Raw genomic sequence first — 18,821 nt, 5'->3', positions numbered from 1 at the left:
CTATTTTGTAACTTGAGTGACTTTACCGTCACTGTCGATCTTAACTCGACCAGCAGATAAAGACTCTACTTTTTTCAGCAAAAGCTGTCCGTTCACCTGATTCATGGGCACGGGCTGAGCTAGCTCAGCAGTCATAGGCTTCAGCTGTAATGAACATTGACCTTTTTTACTGCATTCCGCCTGAAAAACAGCAGTTTCCCAAGTGGCGGGTACTGTTGATCTCGTAAAAATAAAATTACCGGTGCTGTAGGCGATCCACTTGCCTTTGTATGGCTCCACACCTTGCAATACATGCGGGTGACCACCAATGACAAGATCGGCTCCCGCATCGACAAAACTACGTCCAAGGGTCTGCTGAATATTATCAAACTGCTCTACCCGTTCTTTGCCCCAATGGACAACTACGACAACCAAATCAGCTTTTTGTTTAGCTGCAGCAATCGCTTTAATTCCTTCTCTACTATCATATACTGAAGCAAGCCCCGGTTTATTTTTACCCGCCATCCAGTCCGATGCAGGAATCACCCGTGTGAACCCCAACAGGGCGATCTTAATCCCTTTACGCTCAAAATATTGTGCTGAGAATGCTTCCTTACTGTTGAGTCCAGCACCAACATAAGGAATGCCTCTTTCCGACAGATGACTAAGCGTGTCTCGCAGACCTTCTTCCCCTTGATCCAGCGTATGATTGTTCGCCATATTTACTGCATCCACTCCGGCTGCTTTAAGAGCATCTAGTGCTTTAGGCGAGCCTTTGAATACGTATTGCTTATTAGCGGCGCCAACCCCACCCGTGGTCACAGGAGTCTCCAGATTCACGACCGTTAGGTCATCCTTCTTGAACATTCCATCGAGCGCGGCATACGAATAGTCGTAACCTTTCTTTTCGAGCAATTCCCCGGCTTTCCCCGAAAAAATAACATCTCCACCAAAATTCAAGGTCACTGTAGTGCCAGAAGCCTGGTCATCTGATGGAAGTCCAGACACAGAACCACTATCTGCGACTTGGGAGCTACCTTCATCTGGCGAAGGGGTCTCAGTTGGTACAGGTGCCTGTGTTTCAACATTTTCTTCTCTCTTTGGCTCGGGTGTAGGTGTAGCTTCCGGAGTTACCGTTGGAGAAGGAATGGGAGACTCCGTGGCTTCAGGCGTTGCAGTCACTACAGGTGCTGTCTCCTGAGCAGTACTATCCGGCGTAGGCGAAGCAGTCATTTGTGCCACTGGAGGCGGCTCAGAACTTCCCTTGAATCTGTCATCCATAAAACTATAGCTGAGCGCCACAATAATCATCAGAAGTAGACCTGCATTGACCCACATCCAGGCCGTTCTGCGCTTACGCTTGCTCTTATGTTTGCTCTTCTGTCTAGAACGCGATCGCGGCGGATACATTGTTTCTATGATCTCCTCTACTCTCAAATTGGTTCTATTATAGCATATCTAGCACCTGTCCCTCCAAATAAGAGAGTCCGCCAAGTATAAACGCTCTCGGCGTCCTTTTAAGGACGGTGAGTGTTTAAGCGAGAAATATAAGACATAAAGTATAGCGTAAAACTTATACTTTCTTATATTTTAAAATAGTATGTTCTTAGTTTTAAACAAAAACGGTGAAGCAAAAAAATCTTCGCTTCACCGTTCATTATATAATTCTACTCTCCCGTAAATGAACAATTAATTCGATATACGCTTTGCAGCGCTTTGTGCTGTAAGCTTAGCCTGCTTAACACAATCAGGCATTGCCACTCCATCATATCCAGCTCCAAATACATATATCCCAGGAAGTGTGGTCTCAAGCTCCCTATGGAATTTAGAAAGATTGTCAAGATGTCCAACAGGATACTGTGGCATCGAATGTTCCGAACGAGTAATTTCCGTGAATATAGGTTTCGCTGTAATGCCCAAGATCTCTCGTAAATCCTTACTCACTAGCTCCGTAAGCGCCTCATCTGGAAGTTGAACATTCTGCTCATCTCCGGAGCGGCCTACATGACAGCGCATAAGCACTTTATCTTCCGGGCTCGTATGCGGCCAATTCGTAGACGTCCATGTACAAGCAGTAATATTGCGTCCTTCCTTACGTGGCACAAGAAAACCTGCTCCTGCATCATCAATTTCGATATCCTTCTTGTTGAAGGCCAAAACTAAGTTCGCAACCGATACATAATTTACTGCATCGAGTGCTGAAACATCCACATGTGGACGCAAAAGTTCGGCAGCAAAAGAATTTGGTGTGGTGATATATATTTCATCCGCAAGCAGCCGTTCGCCACTTTCCAGTTCTAGCTCATAACGAGAAGCTTTAGTTCCTGTAGCATGTATAGAGACCACCGCAGCTTCAGTTCGCTGTTCTACATCGTGCAGTTCATGAATCAAGCCATGCACGAGGCTTTGTAGTCCTTTTCGAAAGGTCAGAAAAGTGCTCTTCTTTGTGCTCGTTTTTGTCTTGGAGGAATTCCGTTCTTTGATGAATCCACGAATAAGACCACCATACTGCCGCTCTACTTCTCCAAATTGCGGAAAGGTAGCCTGTAGGCTGACTTTGTGTAAATCCCCAGCATACATACCGGCTAATAGCGGTTCGGTTAAATTCTCCATTACTTCAGTACCTAAACGTCGCTCAATCAGCTGTCCGAGGGATTCATCGACATTACTCCGCTTAGGAGGAAGGACCAGGTCCATCAGCGCGCGTATTTTGCCACCGAATGAAACCAGAGCGCTTGATAGAAATGGCTTTAGTTCAGTAGGAATTCCAAGCACCAGACCGGAAGGCATAGGATGAAGCTTGTCACGCTGTAGTATATAGGTCTTCTCTGCCTTTGGATTTGTGTTCACCAGCTCGTGATCTAGCTCTAATTCCTTAGCCAGTTCAATCATCTCTGTTTTGCTAGCTAAAAAAGAATCCGGACCTTTCTCAATCACAAATCCATCCCGGTGCAATGTCTCGATCTTCCCACCAAGAGTCTTTTCTTTCTCTAGCAGTACAATATCAGGTTTCACGCCAGCTTCTTTGTAAAACTTACGAATGTAAAAGGCGGCGCTGAGTCCACTCAGCCCACCGCCTATGATAACAATTCGCCTAGAAGGACCAGTCATGACTGACCGGCCGGCATTTGATTCAGTCTTGTACGAACAACATCGCTCAATACGGACATGTACGCAGGATCGCTGTTTAATGATTCAATCCGCATAAGACGCATATCCAGCTCTGAAGCTACGGCTGTTGCCTCGATATCAAGGTCATACAGCACTTCTAAATGATCGGATACGAACCCGATCGGTGCCACTAGAACATACTCTACCTGTTCCTTGCTAAGCTGCTGAAGTGTATCCAGAATATCTGGTCCAAGCCATGGTTCAGCAGTCCGACCTGCACTTTGCCACGTAAACTGCCAATTGGTTATCCCCGCTTGATCTGCAATAGCCTTTGAGGTCTCCAATAGTTGATCTTTATAAGGATCCCCCATAGCTAGAATACGCTCTGGAAGACTATGCGCGCTAAATAATACCCTTATTTCATCGCGAGTAGCGCCTGCTTCGATATACTGATCTATTTTCACAGTTACTTTCCGGCTTAGAACATCGATCAATACTGGGTGCATATGGTAGCTCTCCACAAAACCCATGTTGATTTTACATGCATCAGCCTTTTCCTGAGCACGTTTGATGTAGCCACCCACGCTCATGCTTGAATAGTGCGGGGCAAGCACAACACCAACCGCTTGGGTAATGCCATCCTTCGCCATAGCCTCGACGCCGTCCTCAATAAACGGATAGGCATGCTTCAAACCCTGATAGCAGACAAATTCAACATCCGCCTTAGCTTTATCCGCGTTTAGTGCTGCCTGTAATGCAGCTACTTGACGGTCTGTGTTCTCCCGCAGCGGGAATACACCCCCGACGATCGCTTCATAGCGATCTGTTAATTCTTTAAGCTGCTCCGCTGTCGGCGGATTACCTCGCCGAATATGAGTGTAATATGCTTCAACGTCTTCTAAGCTTTTAGGAGTGCCATACGACATGACGAGAACACCTATTTTTGCTGTCACGGATTCCATCCCCTTATAGATTTAATAGGCTATTTTTAAGAACGCAGTTTGGCTGATTCTTTCAATACTTCCTGTGAATATTCGTGAATATATTCCGTTAATTCTCTAAGCTTCTCTAAAGAAGCCTCCGGGAATAAGCCATGACCCAGATTGAAGATATATCCCGGCTCTTGTACCCCTTCATCAATTAACGCTTTCGCGTGCTCCTTCAAGACGTCCATCGGCGCTGTAAGTAAATACGGATCCAGGTTGCCTTGAATCGCAAATTCCCCACCTGTTCTGCGTCGACCTTCGGACAAGCTCACACGCCAGTCCACCCCGATTACATCCGCTTGAAGCTTCGTAAGACTCGGTAGCAATTCGCCAGAGCTTACGCCAGGAAAGTATATTTTCGGTACAGCAAGATCGGATAATTCGGAAAAAATACGAGAAACCGTCGGTAACACATACTTTTCAAAATCGCGTGGCGCAAGGGCACCGACCCAGCTGTCGAACAATTGAAACGCTTTTCCACCACTACGCACGTGACTGCGGAGGTAAGCGATAATCATATCGCCGAGCTTGTCCATCAGCATTTCCCAGACACGGGGTTCACTGTACATTAGCTCTTTAGTACGAATATATCCTTTGGAAGGTCTGCCTTCGATCAGATAGCTGGCAATTGTAAACGGTGCGCCTGCGAAAGTAATCAAGGGCACGTCCAGCTCCTTATCCAGAATTGCAATTGTCTCCAAAATATGTCCGAGATCGCCTTCAACATCAATGGGCTTCAGTCTCTCGACATCTGCTGCAGAGCGAATTGGATTCTCGATCACAGGGCCAATATCCTTGACGATATCAAATTTCACACCGATAGAAGCGACCGGATTCATAATGTCTGAATACAAAATAGCCGCGTCCACACCTAGCTTGCGCACAGGCATCAAGGTTACTTCAGCCGCCAACTCAGGCTGTTTGCAGATTTCAAGCAATGTGTACTTTTCCTTGATTTTACGGTACTCGGGATCATAACGGCCGGCCTGCCGCATGTACCATACGGGAACGTGCTCCGTCTCCTGCTTTCTGCAGGCGCGGATAAAAGTGTCGTTGTAGGTCATGATAAGATCTCCATTATATTTTATAGGATTTTTTAAAATAAACGCTTACCGTCCTAATAAGAACGCCGATGGCGTTTATGCTTGATCGGCATACTTACTATTATGCCCTTTTTAAAAGGTTGTAACAAGCAAAACGAAGATCGTGGAATGACAATCCTATGACATTACTATGACATGTATTGCACTTTTGAAGCTTAAAAAATGATATACTGATAAAATGTCTATTTTTCTGTGAATCATGTATTTTCTGAAATTCTTTGAAAGGAAGTGAAAGCACTTTGAAGAAATGGGAGACATGGAAGGTCAACCTCTTAGTGCTTTGGTTCGGACAATTCTTGGTAAATGCCGGAATGACGATGATTACACCGTTCCTGACCTTGTATCTTGCTAAGGATCTTGGAGTTCAGGGTGAGCATGAAATTGGAATTTGGGCGGGCCTTATTTTTGCCGCAAATTTTTTAACTTCATTCATTTTCCAGCCACTATGGGGGAAACTCGCTGACAAATATGGGCGTAAAATCATGCTCCTGCGCTCCAGCTTTGGCATGGCTATCGTTATGGTGTTAATGGGTTTCGCACAATCCCCTATGCAGCTGCTCTTACTGCGACTGCTAAACGGTACAATCTCCGGCTTCAATCCCGCTTCCATCGCCCTCGTTTCGGGTACTACTCCCAAAGCACGCATGGGATTTTCGATGGGGCTGATGCAGTCGGGTTCTGTTGCAGGTACCATCCTTGGACCACTTATTGGTGGTTTTCTTGCTGATTTAATCGGATTTCGTCCGATCTTTTATGTCGTTGGCGCCTTGCTCTTTATCGCCTCTCTGCTGGCATTATTTCTCGTTAAAGAGAAATTTGATCGTGCAGAAGCGGCACAAGAGCCGCAGGTATCAGTAATGGAGGGCTTGAAGGAATTGATCAAAATCCCTCAGCTCCCGGCACTGTTTGGTGTAACCTTTTTGCTGCAATTTGCAATGATCAGCCCCATGGCCTTGTTGCCGCTTTATGTTGAAAAGTTAAATGGCCCTGCTGAGAATATAGCCTTTTTAGCTGGAATGGTCAGCGCAGTTACAGGGATCTCTAACATGATGGCTTCCCCCTTGCTCGGCAAGCTGAGTGACAAAGTCGGCGCACATCGCATTCTGACCTACGCCTTAATCGGGGCTTCACTATTCCTGATTCCGCAGGCATTCGTTACTAGCGTTTGGCAGCTAATCATTGTCCGCTTTCTCATGGGGATTTTTATGGGCGGCCTATTGCCCAGCGTTAATGCGCTTATCCGGTCTTATACCCCTGACGGGAAAGAAAGCCGCGCATTCGGCTTCAACGGCAGCACATTGTCACTGGGCAATATGCTAGGAGCTATCATAGGCGGCTTTCTATCTGGTTATATTGGTATTGAGGGACTGTTTATCATCTCCGGAAGCTTGTTGCTGTTAAACACTGTATGGGTCCGGGTTAAGCTATACAAACCTACTCCGCCACGGCTATTTCGCTAATCTTCTGCTATTTCACCATTGCCAACGCCAGTCCATCATAGGCTGGCAGACAAGTGCTGATCAGACGGTCATCGGTGGCGATCATTTCATTGAAATGCCGTACAGCCAGAATGGCAGGTCCATTTCGATCTGTATTTAGCGTCCGTCCGCGGAGAAAGATATTATCACCAGCAATGATCGCTCCTGGATTAGCCATCTTGATGGCATATTCCAAGTAATTGGTATAGTTAATCTTGTCTGCGTCGATAAAGAAGAAATCGAACTTAGCTCCCTCTTTGTCCAGTGCCTTCAGGCTGTCCATAGCGGGTCCTATTCTATATTCCGTAGAATCCCCGAATCCGGCCAGTTCTAAATTACGGCGAGCAAGCTCGGCATAATCGGCCCTCAGCTCTAGCGAAGTCAGCGTGCCACCTTCAGTGAAGCCGCGAGATAAGCAAATCCCGCTGTAGCCGCCAAGTGCACCAATTTCCAAAATACGCGTGGAGCGGGACAGTCTAACAAGCATAGTGAGCAGTCTTCCGTACCCCGGCTCGACAGACACCTCCGGCATACCCGATTGGACGATAGCTTCTTTTACCTGAAGCAGGATTTCATCCTCGGTATAAAGTTGTTCACTGTATTCTTCTTGTGTAAGCATAAAGTTTCTCCTTTGATGACCCCCCGTTTTCTCGAATGAAGGGATGACGGGGAAGATTTTATGATTTATGGAATGCCGGGCATTGTGAAGTGTCCCGCATTCCCCTATACTTGTATGGATGCTTTTCTTATGGTACTGGCTTTTCTTATTGTACTGGCTTTTTGTATTTATCTACAAGTTAAACGGAGTTGAGAGTATTTGAGCAAATTACAATTAATCGCTACTGCCCCCATGGGACTAGAAGCTGTAGTAGCGCGCGAATTAAACGAACTGGGTTATGAGACCACGGTCGAGAACGGTCGTGTATTGTTCAGTGGTGATTATATCGACATCTGTCGCTGTAATTTATGGCTGCGTACATCCGACCGCGTATTAGTAAAAATGGGTCAATTCCCCGCTAAAACCTTCGATGAGTTATTTGAGGGTGTTAAAGCGCTGCCTTGGGAAGACTGGATTCCCGAGAATGGAGAATTTCCGGTTGAAGGACGATCCCATAAATCACAACTAACGAGTGTACCCGCTTCCCAAGGGATTGTCAAAAAAGCTATCGTCGAGAAGCTGAAGCTCTCCTATCATACGGACTGGTTCCCAGAGAACGGACCTCGATATGTGATCGAAGTGATACTGTTAAATGATATCGCGCTTATTACGCTAGACACCACCGGACCCGCTCTTCACAAACGTGGATACCGCAGACAAGCTACAGAAGCGCCACTGAAGGAAACGATGGCCGCCGCTTTAATCCAGCTTAGCCGCTGGAATGGCCACCGGCCGCTATATGATCCATGTTGTGGTTCGGGAACATTGTTGATCGAAGCCGCGATGATCGCTTGGAACATTGCACCGGGACTACGTCGTTCCTTCCCTTCAGAGCATTGGCCAGTCATTCCTAAGTATCTGTGGGAAGAAGCTCGCGAAGAAGCTTTCGATGCCGTGCGAGATGATTATCCGTTGCAGCTAACCGGCACGGATATCGATCCTGCTGCTATAGAAATTGCTGAAGCCGCTGCTAAAAGCGCCGGCCTGTCCGGAGAAATCACCTTCACCGTGATGGCTGCCGCCAAAGCAAGACCCCAAGGCGAATATGGCTGTATCATTACCAACCCGCCATATGGTGAACGGATCAGTAATGATAAAGAGGTGGAGAAGCTGACTCGCCAGTTTGGTGAAATGATGCTGTATCTACCGACTTGGTCATTCTTCGCGATTAGTCCCTATAAGGAATTCGAACAATATTACGGCCGTAAAGCGGACAAGCGTCGCAAGTTGTATAACGGACGTATTGAGTGTCAATATTATCAATACTTGGGTCCACTTCCACCTAGAAATCCGAAATAATTCGGAAGACAATTACGCCAAGCATGAACGCCTTCGGCGTCCTTATAAGGATGGTAAGCGTTTATGCGAGAAATATAAGAACGGACATCTCCCTCGATTGAGGACGGTGTCCGTTTCTTCTTACATACTCAACTTCTGCGCTAGGAGGCTTTAACGTGTCACGAGATCTATTTAGTAGGAGCAGCTCATCGATAACGGATAGAATGATCACTATTGTCCGCTCCCGTTATATTGGTTACATCCTTTTTCTTGTCCTTATGCTCGCTAAGCTAATGTTTCTTCACAGCGGCCTGCATGCCCCTAATATTGATATGAACCGTCTCGATAAGCTAATTGCTATCGGTTCAGTTATGCTGTTATCATTTTGGGTGTTATGGCTCCCCCGACGTGGACAGACCATAGCCCTGATAATCATAAACGTGCTCCTGACATTACTTATTTATTCTGATATTGTCTACTATCGCTACTTTCAGGATTTCATCACCGTTCCTGTTCTTTTTCAAGCCGGACAGATGGATGCACTTGGCGGAAGTATCTTTGCACTACTCCGTCCCTCTGATCTCTACTTGTTCGCGGATTGGCTGATATTTCTGGTTTACACCATTTGCGTGGTGTTATTCCGTCGGAACACGCCTACCTATAATAATAAACAGCCAGCCTATTATGCTCGTACAAGTCATTTCCGTCCCTCTTCACGCTTAATAAGAGGACTAAAACAGAGCGTTAACGGAGTCGTTGCATTACTATTAGGCTGCATTCTGACCTTTGGTCCTATCCACTCTTACGCCACTACGTGGGCCAAGGGTTTATTCACTGGTAATTGGTGGAGCTTGGCGATGTATAACGTTACTGGACTCATTGGATTTCATGGTTATGATATTTACTTGTATACCAAAGATCATTTAGGCCCGCAGCCTGAGCTTTCACAAAAGGAAGCCAGCTCCATGAAGCTCTGGTTCAATGAACACAATGCTGAGCAAAGTGCTCTTAACGACAGCTTTGGAAAATACAGCGGAAGCAACATCGTTGTTATTCAGGCCGAAGCTTTTATGAATTTTGTAGTGGGACGTTCGATCAATGGACAAGAGGTCACACCTAATTTGAACGCTCTAATCAAAGAGAATACCTACTTCAGTAATTACTATCATCAGACCTCACAAGGACGAACCTCCGATGCCGATTTCGCCTCGAATGGTTCAATGTATCCGCTGGTCTCCGGCTCAGTATTTGTCCGTTACCCGGATCATCAATTCGATACGTTACCTGCCATTTTGAAGTCCATGGGCTATAGCACCAATGCCTTCCATGCGTATGAAGGAAGCTTCTGGAATCGGCAGATTATGTATAAGGCGATGGGATATGACCATTTTTTTAGCAAAAAAGACTTTAAGATCGACGAGCCTCTAGGCTGGTCATTGGGAGATAAATCATTCCTGCGGCAGTCCCTAAATATTATGGATTCTGCAGAATCGATCCAGAAGCCCTTTTACTCTTTTTTGACTACACTATCTAGTCATCACCCATATTCTCTCCCTGCGGCTAAACAAGGGCTTGATACCGGGGAGTTTAAAGGTACCATCTTCGGAGATTATTTGCAGGCTGTTCATTATACAGATGAAGCTCTAGGTGAATTGGTGAGTGATTTGAAGCAGCGTGAGTTGTGGGATAACACGATCCTTGCCTTTTATGGTGATCATGATAACTCAATCCAAGACACCTCTTATTACGAACAATTTCTTGGTAAAAGCTTAAGCAAACTCGACATGCATCAAATTATGCATCAAGTTCCATTGCTCATTCATCTGCCGGGTAATAACACCTCGGTGCTTGATTCTAATCCGGCTGGTCAATTGGATCTCACACCTTCCTTACTCCATCTGCTGGGGATCTCACAAGATCCTTATTATCTTATGGGTAATAATCTGTTCAGCGGCAAAGAGCGACTTGTGACACTGCGAACCGGTGCCTTTGCTAATGCGAAGAGATCCTATCTACCAAGTGAAAATGGACAATTCAACAACGGCACCTGTTATAGCCTTGACAGCCGCGAAGCTATAGACGTTGCGGGTTGTAGCACCGGGTTCGAGACAAGCAAGCAAAGACTGCAAATCTCAGACGATATCATGAAATACGATGGCATCAAGATGCTCCGAAAAGAAGAATCCGCACCATAAATATTTGATTTTATAAACAAAAAGCCCTAGACTCCGTCATCAGAACGGGTTTAGGGCTTTTTAAGTTGATGGATAAGACCTCTGCATTATTTCTGAACGGCCGGTTGCTTGATAAAAGCTTCTACCTTCTTCAACACTTCTTCCTCTGTTGGAGCACTCACATAACGACCATTAACATATACAAAGGCCCGTTTGCCACATGGACCGCAGTACGACTTACAGCCGACCTTGATCTCTGCATCAGGCGCCATCTTTTGCAGTTTGGGTATGATACTTTTCAATTTCATAAAATTACATTCATCGCACACTTGTATATCGTTAGCCATGGAGCAACCCTTCTTTATGTCCCAAATTTAAGGCGAAACGTTTAGTGATCGCCGTGATTACCTTTAGATGGATTAGTAATAACAAAACCTTCTTCAGGAAGATATAAATAATCAACGACCACACCATCAAGGAGCGGTTGATTCGGATCAAGAATAACATCGATTTCTTTATCTGTCGAGACTACAACATCATTCTCATTAGGCGTGTCCAAATCCAATCCGTAGTGAGCATGATCACCGTGAGCATGCGTAATCGCTACGCGAAGCTTCAGCTCGCTGTTTCCTTCAAGTTCCATTTGTTTCTTTATCACTTTAGCCGCATTGCGGGTAATTTTGACCTTCATCTATCATCCATCTCCTAGTACTTAAATTAAATACTCAATTACCTATTTTAAAGGTAAATGATATCTAAAAGCAACTATATTAACAAATTAGATACACAATCCGAGCTAAATCTCACTTCACTGCCTTAGTTTCCGGCCTGAAGTGCCGGGTATTTCCGTCCCATCCGTGACACGAACCAGCCCATAAGGAGCATTGTCACACCAATATCATCGATCGGTAAAAAAGGCATGAAATCCGGCAACACCCAATAGAGCAGCACTGGGATTGTGAATAAAAGCTTGTCCCCTATTGCGACTTTTGGGGAGATCACATATCGCCAGGAACTACTGAAGATAGTAGACCATTGTTTCAGTGACAGCAGTTTTTTCAGTTTCATAGTGGCTCTCCTCCCAAGTAAAAAGGATACAGCCGCGGATAACGTGTAGTGACGACAGCGGCCATACCCTATGGTTTATGTTACGCAAGTTTACTGTAATTGTTTCATAATTTTTTCACATTGGATAGTATCGTTCCCAAAATCAGACCTGTTTCTAACGCCATATCCTCAAAATCTGCCAGTGGCAACGGATTTTTGCCGATCCCCAGCTCTACAGTAAATCCTGGTTTGCGAAAGGTTTGGATAAACCAATCCTTATATCCGGCATCGCTGCCCGTTAATTCGACTGCACGATAGCTACTCGCAGCCGCCAACCGTGTTGCTAATTCGCGGCTTTCGGGCGGCTCATATCCCCGGTAATTCCAGTAGATCTCTCCTCCTTGACTATGCAAAGACACTGCAGCTTCTCCGGGCGCGTTCTCAGCAAGTACCGCTAGAGCGGCTGCCTCAGGTTCACTTAACGCCTCAGGACCACTGTAATCACGCGGAGAGGGCCCGATTACACCACGGCGTTCCCGTTCCTCTTCCCAATGAGCAGGGAACTGATCCCCGAGATCCACACCGCGTATATTGGCCTTCCAATGGCGAAAACTCCGCCGTCCCCCGTTCCATATCATAAGGTCCTCATAATAAGGGTGGCCTGGTAAAACGCCCTCCTGCACTAACTCCACACCGTCAGGGTTAGCCATGGGTACAGCCCATAGGGTCCAATTATTGTACCATTCCTCTGGACAATGACCATTCCATGCCAAACCTTTAACATAAGCTGCCGCATACTCTTCTATGAACGACATCAGGCAAGGCGAGGTCAGCCATTCATTAGCATGTAGAGCCGCATTAACATGCAAATGACGGGTTCCCTTGCCTATTTTAAGCACATGAATTGGCTTGCCGAGCACACTGTTGCCAATTGGATGTGCTTGTATAAAAGGATATTGTGCAATCAGACTGCTGATGTCCTTCTCAACATCAACCGGACCGTACTCTCCACGTAAGAATACCACTCGCTCTGGAATCGGAGGTGGAATGACGAGCACTTTTCCCGGTGTACAGAAGCGCCCTGAGGACACACCTGGATTAAGCTTCTCCAAATCATCTAAACTCACATTGAATAATGACGTTATACGTTCAAGGTCGTCCCCTTCCTGCACCGCATATCTTTTACGTGGCGAAGACGGCAGAAATAAAACCTGACCCGGATATAAATAAGACTGTCTCCCAACCCATGGATTGCCTTGAATGACATGCTCAGGGGTTAATCCATGCAGGGCGGCAATTCGGCTTACGGTATCTCCCCTGCTTGCAATATATTGTCGCATTAGGTCTCATCCTCTCGGCCTTAAATTGCTGATACGGCGGATACAAAAACAGCAGCAAACAGCACTTAACTCTATTGTATGCAAGAGCCACTACCCTGCATGAAGGAGAAATGAATCACAAGAAAATAGGCCGGGAATTATGCTTCCCAGCCTATTTTATCTTACACTCCGTAGAGTTTGTCCCTATTCAATTCAACATTGCTCTGCTTATAACGTGGATACTTGCCATACTACTGGGGTGCGTTTAATTTGTTCTCCAAGCCAGTCACGGGCAATTCGCTGAAACATTTCAGCATCACCACTGCAGAAGAACTGATGAATTGGACTTTCATCCCCGATAGACAGCTTGCCTTTATCGTATAAAATCGTACTGATCTCACGAGCTGTCTCATCTGCGGAACTGATCAGTTTGACTCCCGGTCCCATGGTCTCACCAATAGGCTCAACAAGAAATGGATAATGAGTGCATCCTAAAATTAAAGTATCGATGTTATTATCTTTAATGCCTTCCAATGCCTGCTCTACAATTTCATAACTTTTCTCTGAGCGGAACATACCTTGCTCAACGAGTGGGACAAGCGCTGGGCAGGCTTGACTTACAACCTCAACAAAAGGAGACAGCTGCTTTAGTGCATTAGTATAAGCCCCGCTGCCGATGGTTCCTATTGTACCGATCACGCCGACATGTCCGCTTTTGGTCGCGCTAATTGCAGCACGGGCTCCGGGATGAATCACCCCAATGACAGGAATAGAGACCTTGGCTGAGATATAATCGAGTGCCGCAGCTGTTGCGGTATTACAAGCGATAACAATCATTTTAGGATTAAACTGGATCAAATAATCTACAATTTGTTCTGTAAACAATGTTACTTCCTCGGTCGAACGGGGTCCGTACGGAGCTCGGGCCGTATCTCCGAAATAAATGATCTTCTCCCGCGGGAGTTGCCTCATCACTTCTTTGACAACTGTTAGCCCTCCCACACCTGAGTCTAATATTGCAATAGCTTGCTGCACGAACACACCGCTTCCTTCTACTTGTTTTGTGTAGCTTATGTAAGCCGAAAACAAAATGTACCTGACTTTCAGCCCCAATTGCAGATAATACTCCTTTTGGACTCTTTGTTCAAGACAAGACTTTTTACATTATTTCACAGGTCCTTAAAAATGAAATAAAAAAGCCACTCTCCGCCCAATGCGAAAAAGCGGCTCTATTAAAAGAGAATAAGTACTTTTTGACCGTAAAACCAAACACTCCATCCACTGTTTCATTATGCGATTTCGTTATTGTCCTTGTCATCTGTTTGAGCTTCTTCAAGGCTAGCTTCTTCATTGCTTACTTCATCACTAACAGGTAAAACCTCTAACTCCGTTACCTCTTCCAAAGTAGCCGCAGCCTCTTGAATCGTTTCTTCCGTAGCAATTCCACTTACTGCTACAGTAGCAGTATCTTCTTCTACAGCATTCGAACATGATTTGCTCCATTCGCGAACCTCATGGACTACATGACCTATAGAATCCTTAGCTTTGTCGTACAGCTCAACGCTCTTGTCTCCAGCCTGCACGGCAATTCCCTGTACCTTTTCAATGCCGGCAGCTGTTCCTTCCGCAATATCCTTGCGCAGCTCTTTACCTGGCTTAGGCGCGAACAGAAGTGCTGTCACTGATCCAACCACACTTCCGACTAAAGCTCCCCATAACAAACCTTTAGTGTCCTTTTTCATCGTTTCATCTCTCCTTTAAATTCATTGCTCCCCGCTCTACCGGGCTAATGCCTATATCTGCTATATCATAAGCAGCAGGAGTTTGTCTTGTGACTAATTATTACGACTTTTCAGAAGTTTTGTCTGTTACATTTTTGGGTGCAATTGCGTATCGGCAGCATTGTCCGCCTTCTGCCATACATTCACTTCGTGTAACCTTAGCATCCAGCAATTCCTCAAATAGGCTATGCTCGCATTGACAAGCTTTACGATACTGAGTAGCCACCTGGCGAATCGGGCAGTTGTATTCTCTTATGACAAACGAACCATCCTCTTCACGGTTCCACTCTGCCATATATCCACCGGCGTTTTGGATCGACGATAACTCAGCTACTCGTTCTTCCAAACTCCGGCGTTCCATCATTGGTGCATACTGTGTGAGCATCCGGCGACGGCGTCCCTCAAACAATGTATTAACAGCATCCAATCCACTGCCATAATCCAATTCACGCAGAAGCTCCAAAGCCAGATTGTGATAACTTTTTGGAAAATACTCTTCGGACTTCTCTGTTAAAGAATACATATGTAAAGGCCGCCCCATCGCTTGCCGAACCACTTTTGTCTTAGCAAGTCCCTCCTGCTCCAGCTGAAGCACATGGCGACGGACACCCATCTCTGTAATTCCCAATTCTTCTGCCAGCGCGCCGATGGTCAGTGGTCCTTTCGTCTTCAGGAGCGTCATAATCAAGTGCCTTGTCGATCCATTTTCCTGCCCCATCTTCATCATAAAGGAACCCCCTCTCTTTCACGGCTACCGCCTATTTTATATGATTCTATCTTATGCTATTATAGCGTTACACCGGACCCAAGTTCCTGATCCAAATAATTCCCTACTTCAACAGCAAACTTCTCTAGCACCTCTGAAAGGATTGGTGTGAGCGGGTGCAGCGCTTCTCTTTCCCAGGCAAAATAATCCTGCACGAGCGGCTTACGAAGTGCGACAAGCTCTATCAATCGCTCGTAGATCTCACTTTTACCTAGCACTTTTTCTTCATGTATGATTGAAATGATATCCTCATAACTTCCAGCATCGCGCATAATAAAACCGTCAATCAGACAACTACCAACGTCCGTAACCACCTCTATCGCCAGATGAAGGCAACGTTCTTGTATTAGTCCGGTTAAAGTATTGCCATCCCATGAAGCTGTTACAGTCCGAAGACCCGTCGTTATATCTGGGATTTGAGCAAGAATGGTTTCGATTTGTTTGCGGTTGACATAATACACAGCAATACCCCCATGTCAAAAATAGTTAGAGAAATCTGCATTATCCCTACTTACCGCGTTTGCCGCGGCGTTTCAGCCAGAAGAACATAATGAAACATGCCGCAAGAAAAACGACCAAATAAGTTAACGCTTCCATCGGATACTCGAGCTCACGCATTCCTGTCACCGCTTCCGGTATAAAATGATGATGCTTGTTAATCAGTAGACCGCTTAAATTACGTAATCCACAGCAATTGAAAGTTCTTTAACCTCATTAATATGAGCTATAACTTCCTTGTGCGCCGGATGAACCTGATAAGCCTGTAAATCATCTAGAGAAGCTACCACCGTAACTAGAGCAATATCAAAGGATCGATCAGAATGAATGATATCAGCACCCACTTCAATCGAAAGGAGCTGCGGAATTTTACCTTCCATATTTCGCAGTACGGCTACCGTTGCCGCAACGCTTTCTTCGGACCGGTCCTTCAATTTAAAAAACACAATATGCTTAATCATTCTAACTCGCTCCCTGTTGTAATATTGTAATTAGATATTAAAAATATATCATAAGCTTACGTGTTCTGAAAGAAACTTAAAAGGTGATTACAGAAATAGCAGCATTAACCATTGCCGATGTACAGGAAAGTGTTGTAGTATATTTTTAAAAAATCGGAGGAATTATGCCTAGTAACCAACAAGAAACTCATAATATCCAGGCGTGGTCTCTGATCAACCGCAAATATCTTGGACAAGGCGTTCGTGTAAAAAGATTCCGCCGTCCAAAGCGTAGCCAGATTAGAAACCGTGTGTTACTTGCTGTATTGATGGCTAAGGATATCAAACTTTCAAAACTCGCAGAAGATCTGGGTATATCCTCTCGCAGCGTAAGTGCCTGGGTATACGAAGGTCGTATCCCTTCCAACAATAACATTGACAAGACCTGCCGCCTACTCGGGTACCCGCCCCACATTTTGTTTAATGAAGCACTGATTCGTCAAAGTCCAATTGTATGTCAACCAACACCTTCGCGATTTATGAAAAGAAGTATTACCAGTTCTCCACGTAGCAATGTGATTCTGACCGGTCTCTGTATGGTTTACGATTTTTCCGTTACCGATGTAAGTATTTGGATAGGCGTTCATCCCGGAACGTTTCGAAAATGGTTGCACAGCAGCCATCTGCCTACCCCTGCTCTGCAGGAAAAAGCCGAAGCCTTCTTCCGGATTCCACGCCATATTCTATTTGCAGACTGCGGAACGCTCTAATGTGATCACTTCGTTTATAAGTGCAATGCCAACCCTTTTTCATGAATTCATGAAAAGGGTTTTTTGCCATATTTTTTTCTCGAAAAAAGGTCATACTACTGCTTAGGTACCACGTACAGAACTAAGAACGGAACAGGAGGCGTAAGATGAGACTTGACGGAATACTATCTGAAGGCTACACCGATACTTGGGACGTGGCCCCTGGTGTCATCGGACTGCGAACCATGTTCGTAAATTGCGCATTCATCGGCCAGCCCCATTCGGACTGGATCATTGTAGATACGGGGCTAAGCTCATACACAGACCATATTATTGATTTTGCTAAGGAGAAGTTTGAGAAGCCTCCGGTGGCAATTGTCTTGACGCATGGGCATTTTGATCATATCGGGGGTGTGAAAAAGCTTATTGAGGAATGGAATGTACCCGTGTATGCTCATCCACTAGAGCTTCCTTATTTAACAGGGAAAGCGGATTATCCGCCAGCCGATCCGGCCGTAGGCGGCGGGCTGATGAGTATGGTGTCCTCATTATTCTCCCATCATGGCATCGACCTTGGATCAGCCATCCATCCGTTGCCGGAAGACAGGACCGTCCCTGGAGCACACGGCTGGAAATGGGTCCATACTCCTGGGCATAGTCCGGGACATATTTCCCTGTTCAGACCAGAGGATAAGGTGCTAATTGCTGGTGACACTTTCCTTACGGTCAAACAAGAATCGGTATTCGCTGTGGCGACTCAACATCAGGTGGTGCATGGCCCTCCCTCTTATTTCACGACAGACTGGGAAGATGCGGAAAAGTCGGTCCGCACCCTTGCACTGCTCAATCCTCATATCGTTCTCTCTGGACATGGGGTACCGATGGAGGGTGAAAAACTATCTACTCAGCTTGCTCATTTATGCAAAAATTTCAAAGAAATGGCGCTGCCGGGTCAAGGAAAGTTTGTGTAAGTAAGGTGCTTTTATCATTCAACTAGAATTAGGGAAAAAGTCCCTATTTATCCGGGCGAGCATCCCTCTCAAAGCATAATCCGGGAAAAACTCCCTTTAATTCACTTGAAATAGCCAATTCAAAGGATATTCAACGAATTATTAGGGAGTTTTCCCCTTAAAACCATGGATATCAAGCAATATTTGCTAAATTCCAGGGAGGTTTTCCCTCATTATCAGCGAAACAACTACCTCTCACGTTCCGAAGAGAATTAAGAGCTGCTCTACTTCTAAGTATTGAAATTTAATTCCACATCGCTGAAAAAGTGGGCACATTTTCCTTCTTTATATTCGTAGGTTCCCGGCTCCAAAAGTGCTCCACAGCCGTTATTTGCGTCCTCATCGGAAAAGCTGGTGAAATAGAGCCATCCATCTGGCTGTAACTGTTCCAGACAATTAGCCACCAATCTTCTACGATCCTCTTCGAGAAATAAATGCAGCATG

General features: G+C 45.6%; 20 protein-coding genes. 5 read left to right on the top strand and 15 right to left on the bottom strand.

Annotation, left to right across the window (positions count from 1 at the left end; genetic code table 11):
• The 4 genes from ACN6KS_RS10220 to hemE all read right to left on the bottom strand — a co-directional run bounded on the left by ACN6KS_RS10220 (position 1) and on the right by hemE (position 5,140).
• Entirely contained in the window at positions 1-1,389 is a 1,389-nt protein-coding gene (locus tag ACN6KS_RS10220) for a CapA family protein (RefSeq protein ID WP_440961948.1), read from the bottom strand.
• 279 nt (positions 1,390-1,668) lie between these two features.
• Positions 1,669-3,090: a protoporphyrinogen oxidase gene (hemG, locus tag ACN6KS_RS10215; RefSeq protein WP_440961947.1), complete on the bottom strand. Its 1,422-nt coding sequence runs from the start codon at positions 3,088-3,090 to the stop codon at positions 1,669-1,671.
• Entirely contained in the window at positions 3,087-4,043 is a 957-nt protein-coding gene (hemH, locus tag ACN6KS_RS10210) for a ferrochelatase (protein ID WP_440961946.1), read from the bottom strand. The genes hemG and hemH overlap by 4 nt, the downstream gene beginning before the upstream one ends.
• A 35-nt stretch (positions 4,044-4,078) precedes the next feature.
• Positions 4,079-5,140, bottom strand: coding sequence for a uroporphyrinogen decarboxylase (gene hemE, locus ACN6KS_RS10205; protein ID WP_440961945.1), 1,062 nt, complete (start codon positions 5,138-5,140; stop codon positions 4,079-4,081).
• A 278-nt stretch (positions 5,141-5,418) separates the two neighbouring features.
• On the opposite strand from hemE, the gene ACN6KS_RS10200 reads away from it, so the two are divergent.
• Entirely contained in the window at positions 5,419-6,639 is a 1,221-nt protein-coding gene (locus tag ACN6KS_RS10200) for an MFS transporter (RefSeq protein WP_440961944.1), read from the top strand.
• Positions 6,640-6,646: 7 nt separating this feature from the next.
• On the opposite strand, the gene ACN6KS_RS10195 is transcribed toward ACN6KS_RS10200, so the two are convergent.
• Positions 6,647-7,276 carry an O-methyltransferase gene (locus ACN6KS_RS10195; RefSeq protein ID WP_440961943.1) on the bottom strand — a complete coding sequence of 210 codons (630 nt, stop codon included), beginning with the start codon at positions 7,274-7,276 and terminating at the stop codon, positions 6,647-6,649.
• Positions 7,277-7,474: 198 nt separating this feature from the next.
• Between ACN6KS_RS10195 and ACN6KS_RS10190 the strand changes: the two genes are divergently transcribed.
• Together ACN6KS_RS10190 and ACN6KS_RS10185 are read left to right on the top strand one after the other, a co-directional pair.
• Complete coding sequence (locus ACN6KS_RS10190; RefSeq protein ID WP_076283187.1) at positions 7,475-8,614, top strand: THUMP domain-containing class I SAM-dependent RNA methyltransferase; 1,140 nt, start codon at positions 7,475-7,477, stop codon at positions 8,612-8,614.
• A 203-nt stretch (positions 8,615-8,817) separates the two neighbouring features.
• Positions 8,818-10,788: an LTA synthase family protein gene (locus ACN6KS_RS10185; RefSeq protein WP_440962387.1), complete on the top strand. Its 1,971-nt coding sequence runs from the start codon at positions 8,818-8,820 to the stop codon at positions 10,786-10,788.
• Positions 10,789-10,874: 86 nt separating this feature from the next.
• On the opposite strand, the gene ACN6KS_RS10180 is transcribed toward ACN6KS_RS10185, so the two are convergent.
• The 9 genes from ACN6KS_RS10180 to ACN6KS_RS10140 all read right to left on the bottom strand — a co-directional run bounded on the left by ACN6KS_RS10180 (position 10,875) and on the right by ACN6KS_RS10140 (position 16,639).
• Entirely contained in the window at positions 10,875-11,114 is a 240-nt protein-coding gene (locus tag ACN6KS_RS10180) for a DUF1450 domain-containing protein (RefSeq protein WP_042126265.1), read from the bottom strand.
• A 41-nt stretch (positions 11,115-11,155) separates the two neighbouring features.
• Entirely contained in the window at positions 11,156-11,458 is a 303-nt protein-coding gene (locus tag ACN6KS_RS10175) for a HesB/IscA family protein (protein WP_042126263.1), read from the bottom strand.
• A 125-nt stretch (positions 11,459-11,583) separates the two neighbouring features.
• Positions 11,584-11,835, bottom strand: a complete 252-nt coding sequence (locus ACN6KS_RS10170) for a hypothetical protein (RefSeq protein WP_094876156.1) — start codon at positions 11,833-11,835, stop codon at positions 11,584-11,586.
• A 104-nt stretch (positions 11,836-11,939) separates the two neighbouring features.
• Entirely contained in the window at positions 11,940-13,154 is a 1,215-nt protein-coding gene (locus tag ACN6KS_RS10165; RefSeq protein WP_341134379.1) for a M14 family zinc carboxypeptidase, read from the bottom strand.
• 207 nt (positions 13,155-13,361) lie between these two features.
• The gene (racE, locus tag ACN6KS_RS10160) at positions 13,362-14,168 is read right to left on the bottom strand and encodes a glutamate racemase (RefSeq protein ID WP_042193608.1); all 807 of its coding nucleotides are present in this window, start codon (positions 14,166-14,168) and stop codon (positions 13,362-13,364) included.
• A gap of 254 nt (positions 14,169-14,422) precedes the next feature.
• Positions 14,423-14,875, bottom strand: coding sequence for a YtxH domain-containing protein (locus ACN6KS_RS10155; protein WP_440961942.1), 453 nt, complete (start codon positions 14,873-14,875; stop codon positions 14,423-14,425).
• A gap of 100 nt (positions 14,876-14,975) precedes the next feature.
• Positions 14,976-15,641, bottom strand: coding sequence for a helix-turn-helix transcriptional regulator (locus ACN6KS_RS10150; RefSeq protein ID WP_094874388.1), 666 nt, complete (start codon positions 15,639-15,641; stop codon positions 14,976-14,978).
• 59 nt (positions 15,642-15,700) lie between these two features.
• On the bottom strand, positions 15,701-16,141 hold the full coding sequence (locus ACN6KS_RS10145) for a DUF86 domain-containing protein (protein ID WP_042186787.1): 441 nt from the start codon (positions 16,139-16,141) through the stop codon (positions 15,701-15,703).
• Positions 16,142-16,351: 210 nt separating this feature from the next.
• Entirely contained in the window at positions 16,352-16,639 is a 288-nt protein-coding gene (locus ACN6KS_RS10140) for a Dabb family protein (protein ID WP_042126253.1), read from the bottom strand.
• A 164-nt stretch (positions 16,640-16,803) separates the two neighbouring features.
• On the opposite strand from ACN6KS_RS10140, the gene ACN6KS_RS10135 reads away from it, so the two are divergent.
• Positions 16,804-17,388: a helix-turn-helix domain-containing protein gene (locus tag ACN6KS_RS10135; protein ID WP_094874387.1), complete on the top strand. Its 585-nt coding sequence runs from the start codon at positions 16,804-16,806 to the stop codon at positions 17,386-17,388.
• A 146-nt stretch (positions 17,389-17,534) separates the two neighbouring features.
• A complete protein-coding gene (locus ACN6KS_RS10130; protein ID WP_094874386.1) occupies positions 17,535-18,338 on the top strand; it encodes an MBL fold metallo-hydrolase in 804 nt (267 codons plus the stop codon).
• Positions 18,339-18,607: 269 nt separating this feature from the next.
• On the opposite strand, the gene ACN6KS_RS10125 is transcribed toward ACN6KS_RS10130, so the two are convergent.
• Entirely contained in the window at positions 18,608-18,820 is a 213-nt protein-coding gene (locus ACN6KS_RS10125; protein WP_341134378.1) for a hypothetical protein, read from the bottom strand.
• Position 18,821: the final 1 nt, after the last annotated feature.

The organism is Paenibacillus nitricinens (assembly GCF_052056485.1).
Classification (GTDB): domain Bacteria; phylum Bacillota; class Bacilli; order Paenibacillales; family Paenibacillaceae; genus Paenibacillus_AQ; species Paenibacillus_AQ nitricinens.
This window is presented reverse-complemented; position numbering and strand designations above follow the sequence as displayed.

Coding starts and splice junctions, on each gene's coding strand:
- ACN6KS_RS10125 (WP_341134378.1), bottom strand. CDS start 18,820: ATGCTGCATTTATTTCTCGAAGAGGATCGTAGAAGATTGGTGGCTAAT.
- hemG (WP_440961947.1), bottom strand. CDS start 3,090: ATGACTGGTCCTTCTAGGCGAATTGTTATCATAGGCGGTGGGCTGAGT.
- ACN6KS_RS10130 (WP_094874386.1), top strand. CDS start 17,535: ATGAGACTTGACGGAATACTATCTGAAGGCTACACCGATACTTGGGAC.
- ACN6KS_RS10195 (WP_440961943.1), bottom strand. CDS start 7,276: ATGCTTACACAAGAAGAATACAGTGAACAACTTTATACCGAGGATGAA.
- ACN6KS_RS10220 (WP_440961948.1), bottom strand. CDS start 1,389: ATGTATCCGCCGCGATCGCGTTCTAGACAGAAGAGCAAACATAAGAGC.
- ACN6KS_RS10185 (WP_440962387.1), top strand. CDS start 8,818: ATGATCACTATTGTCCGCTCCCGTTATATTGGTTACATCCTTTTTCTT.
- ACN6KS_RS10140 (WP_042126253.1), bottom strand. CDS start 16,639: ATGATTAAGCATATTGTGTTTTTTAAATTGAAGGACCGGTCCGAAGAA.
- hemE (WP_440961945.1), bottom strand. CDS start 5,140: ATGACCTACAACGACACTTTTATCCGCGCCTGCAGAAAGCAGGAGACG.
- ACN6KS_RS10170 (WP_094876156.1), bottom strand. CDS start 11,835: ATGAAACTGAAAAAACTGCTGTCACTGAAACAATGGTCTACTATCTTC.
- ACN6KS_RS10175 (WP_042126263.1), bottom strand. CDS start 11,458: ATGAAGGTCAAAATTACCCGCAATGCGGCTAAAGTGATAAAGAAACAA.
- ACN6KS_RS10135 (WP_094874387.1), top strand. CDS start 16,804: ATGCCTAGTAACCAACAAGAAACTCATAATATCCAGGCGTGGTCTCTG.
- ACN6KS_RS10165 (WP_341134379.1), bottom strand. CDS start 13,154: ATGCGACAATATATTGCAAGCAGGGGAGATACCGTAAGCCGAATTGCC.
- ACN6KS_RS10150 (WP_094874388.1), bottom strand. CDS start 15,641: ATGATGAAGATGGGGCAGGAAAATGGATCGACAAGGCACTTGATTATG.
- ACN6KS_RS10155 (WP_440961942.1), bottom strand. CDS start 14,875: ATGAAAAAGGACACTAAAGGTTTGTTATGGGGAGCTTTAGTCGGAAGT.
- ACN6KS_RS10180 (WP_042126265.1), bottom strand. CDS start 11,114: ATGGCTAACGATATACAAGTGTGCGATGAATGTAATTTTATGAAATTG.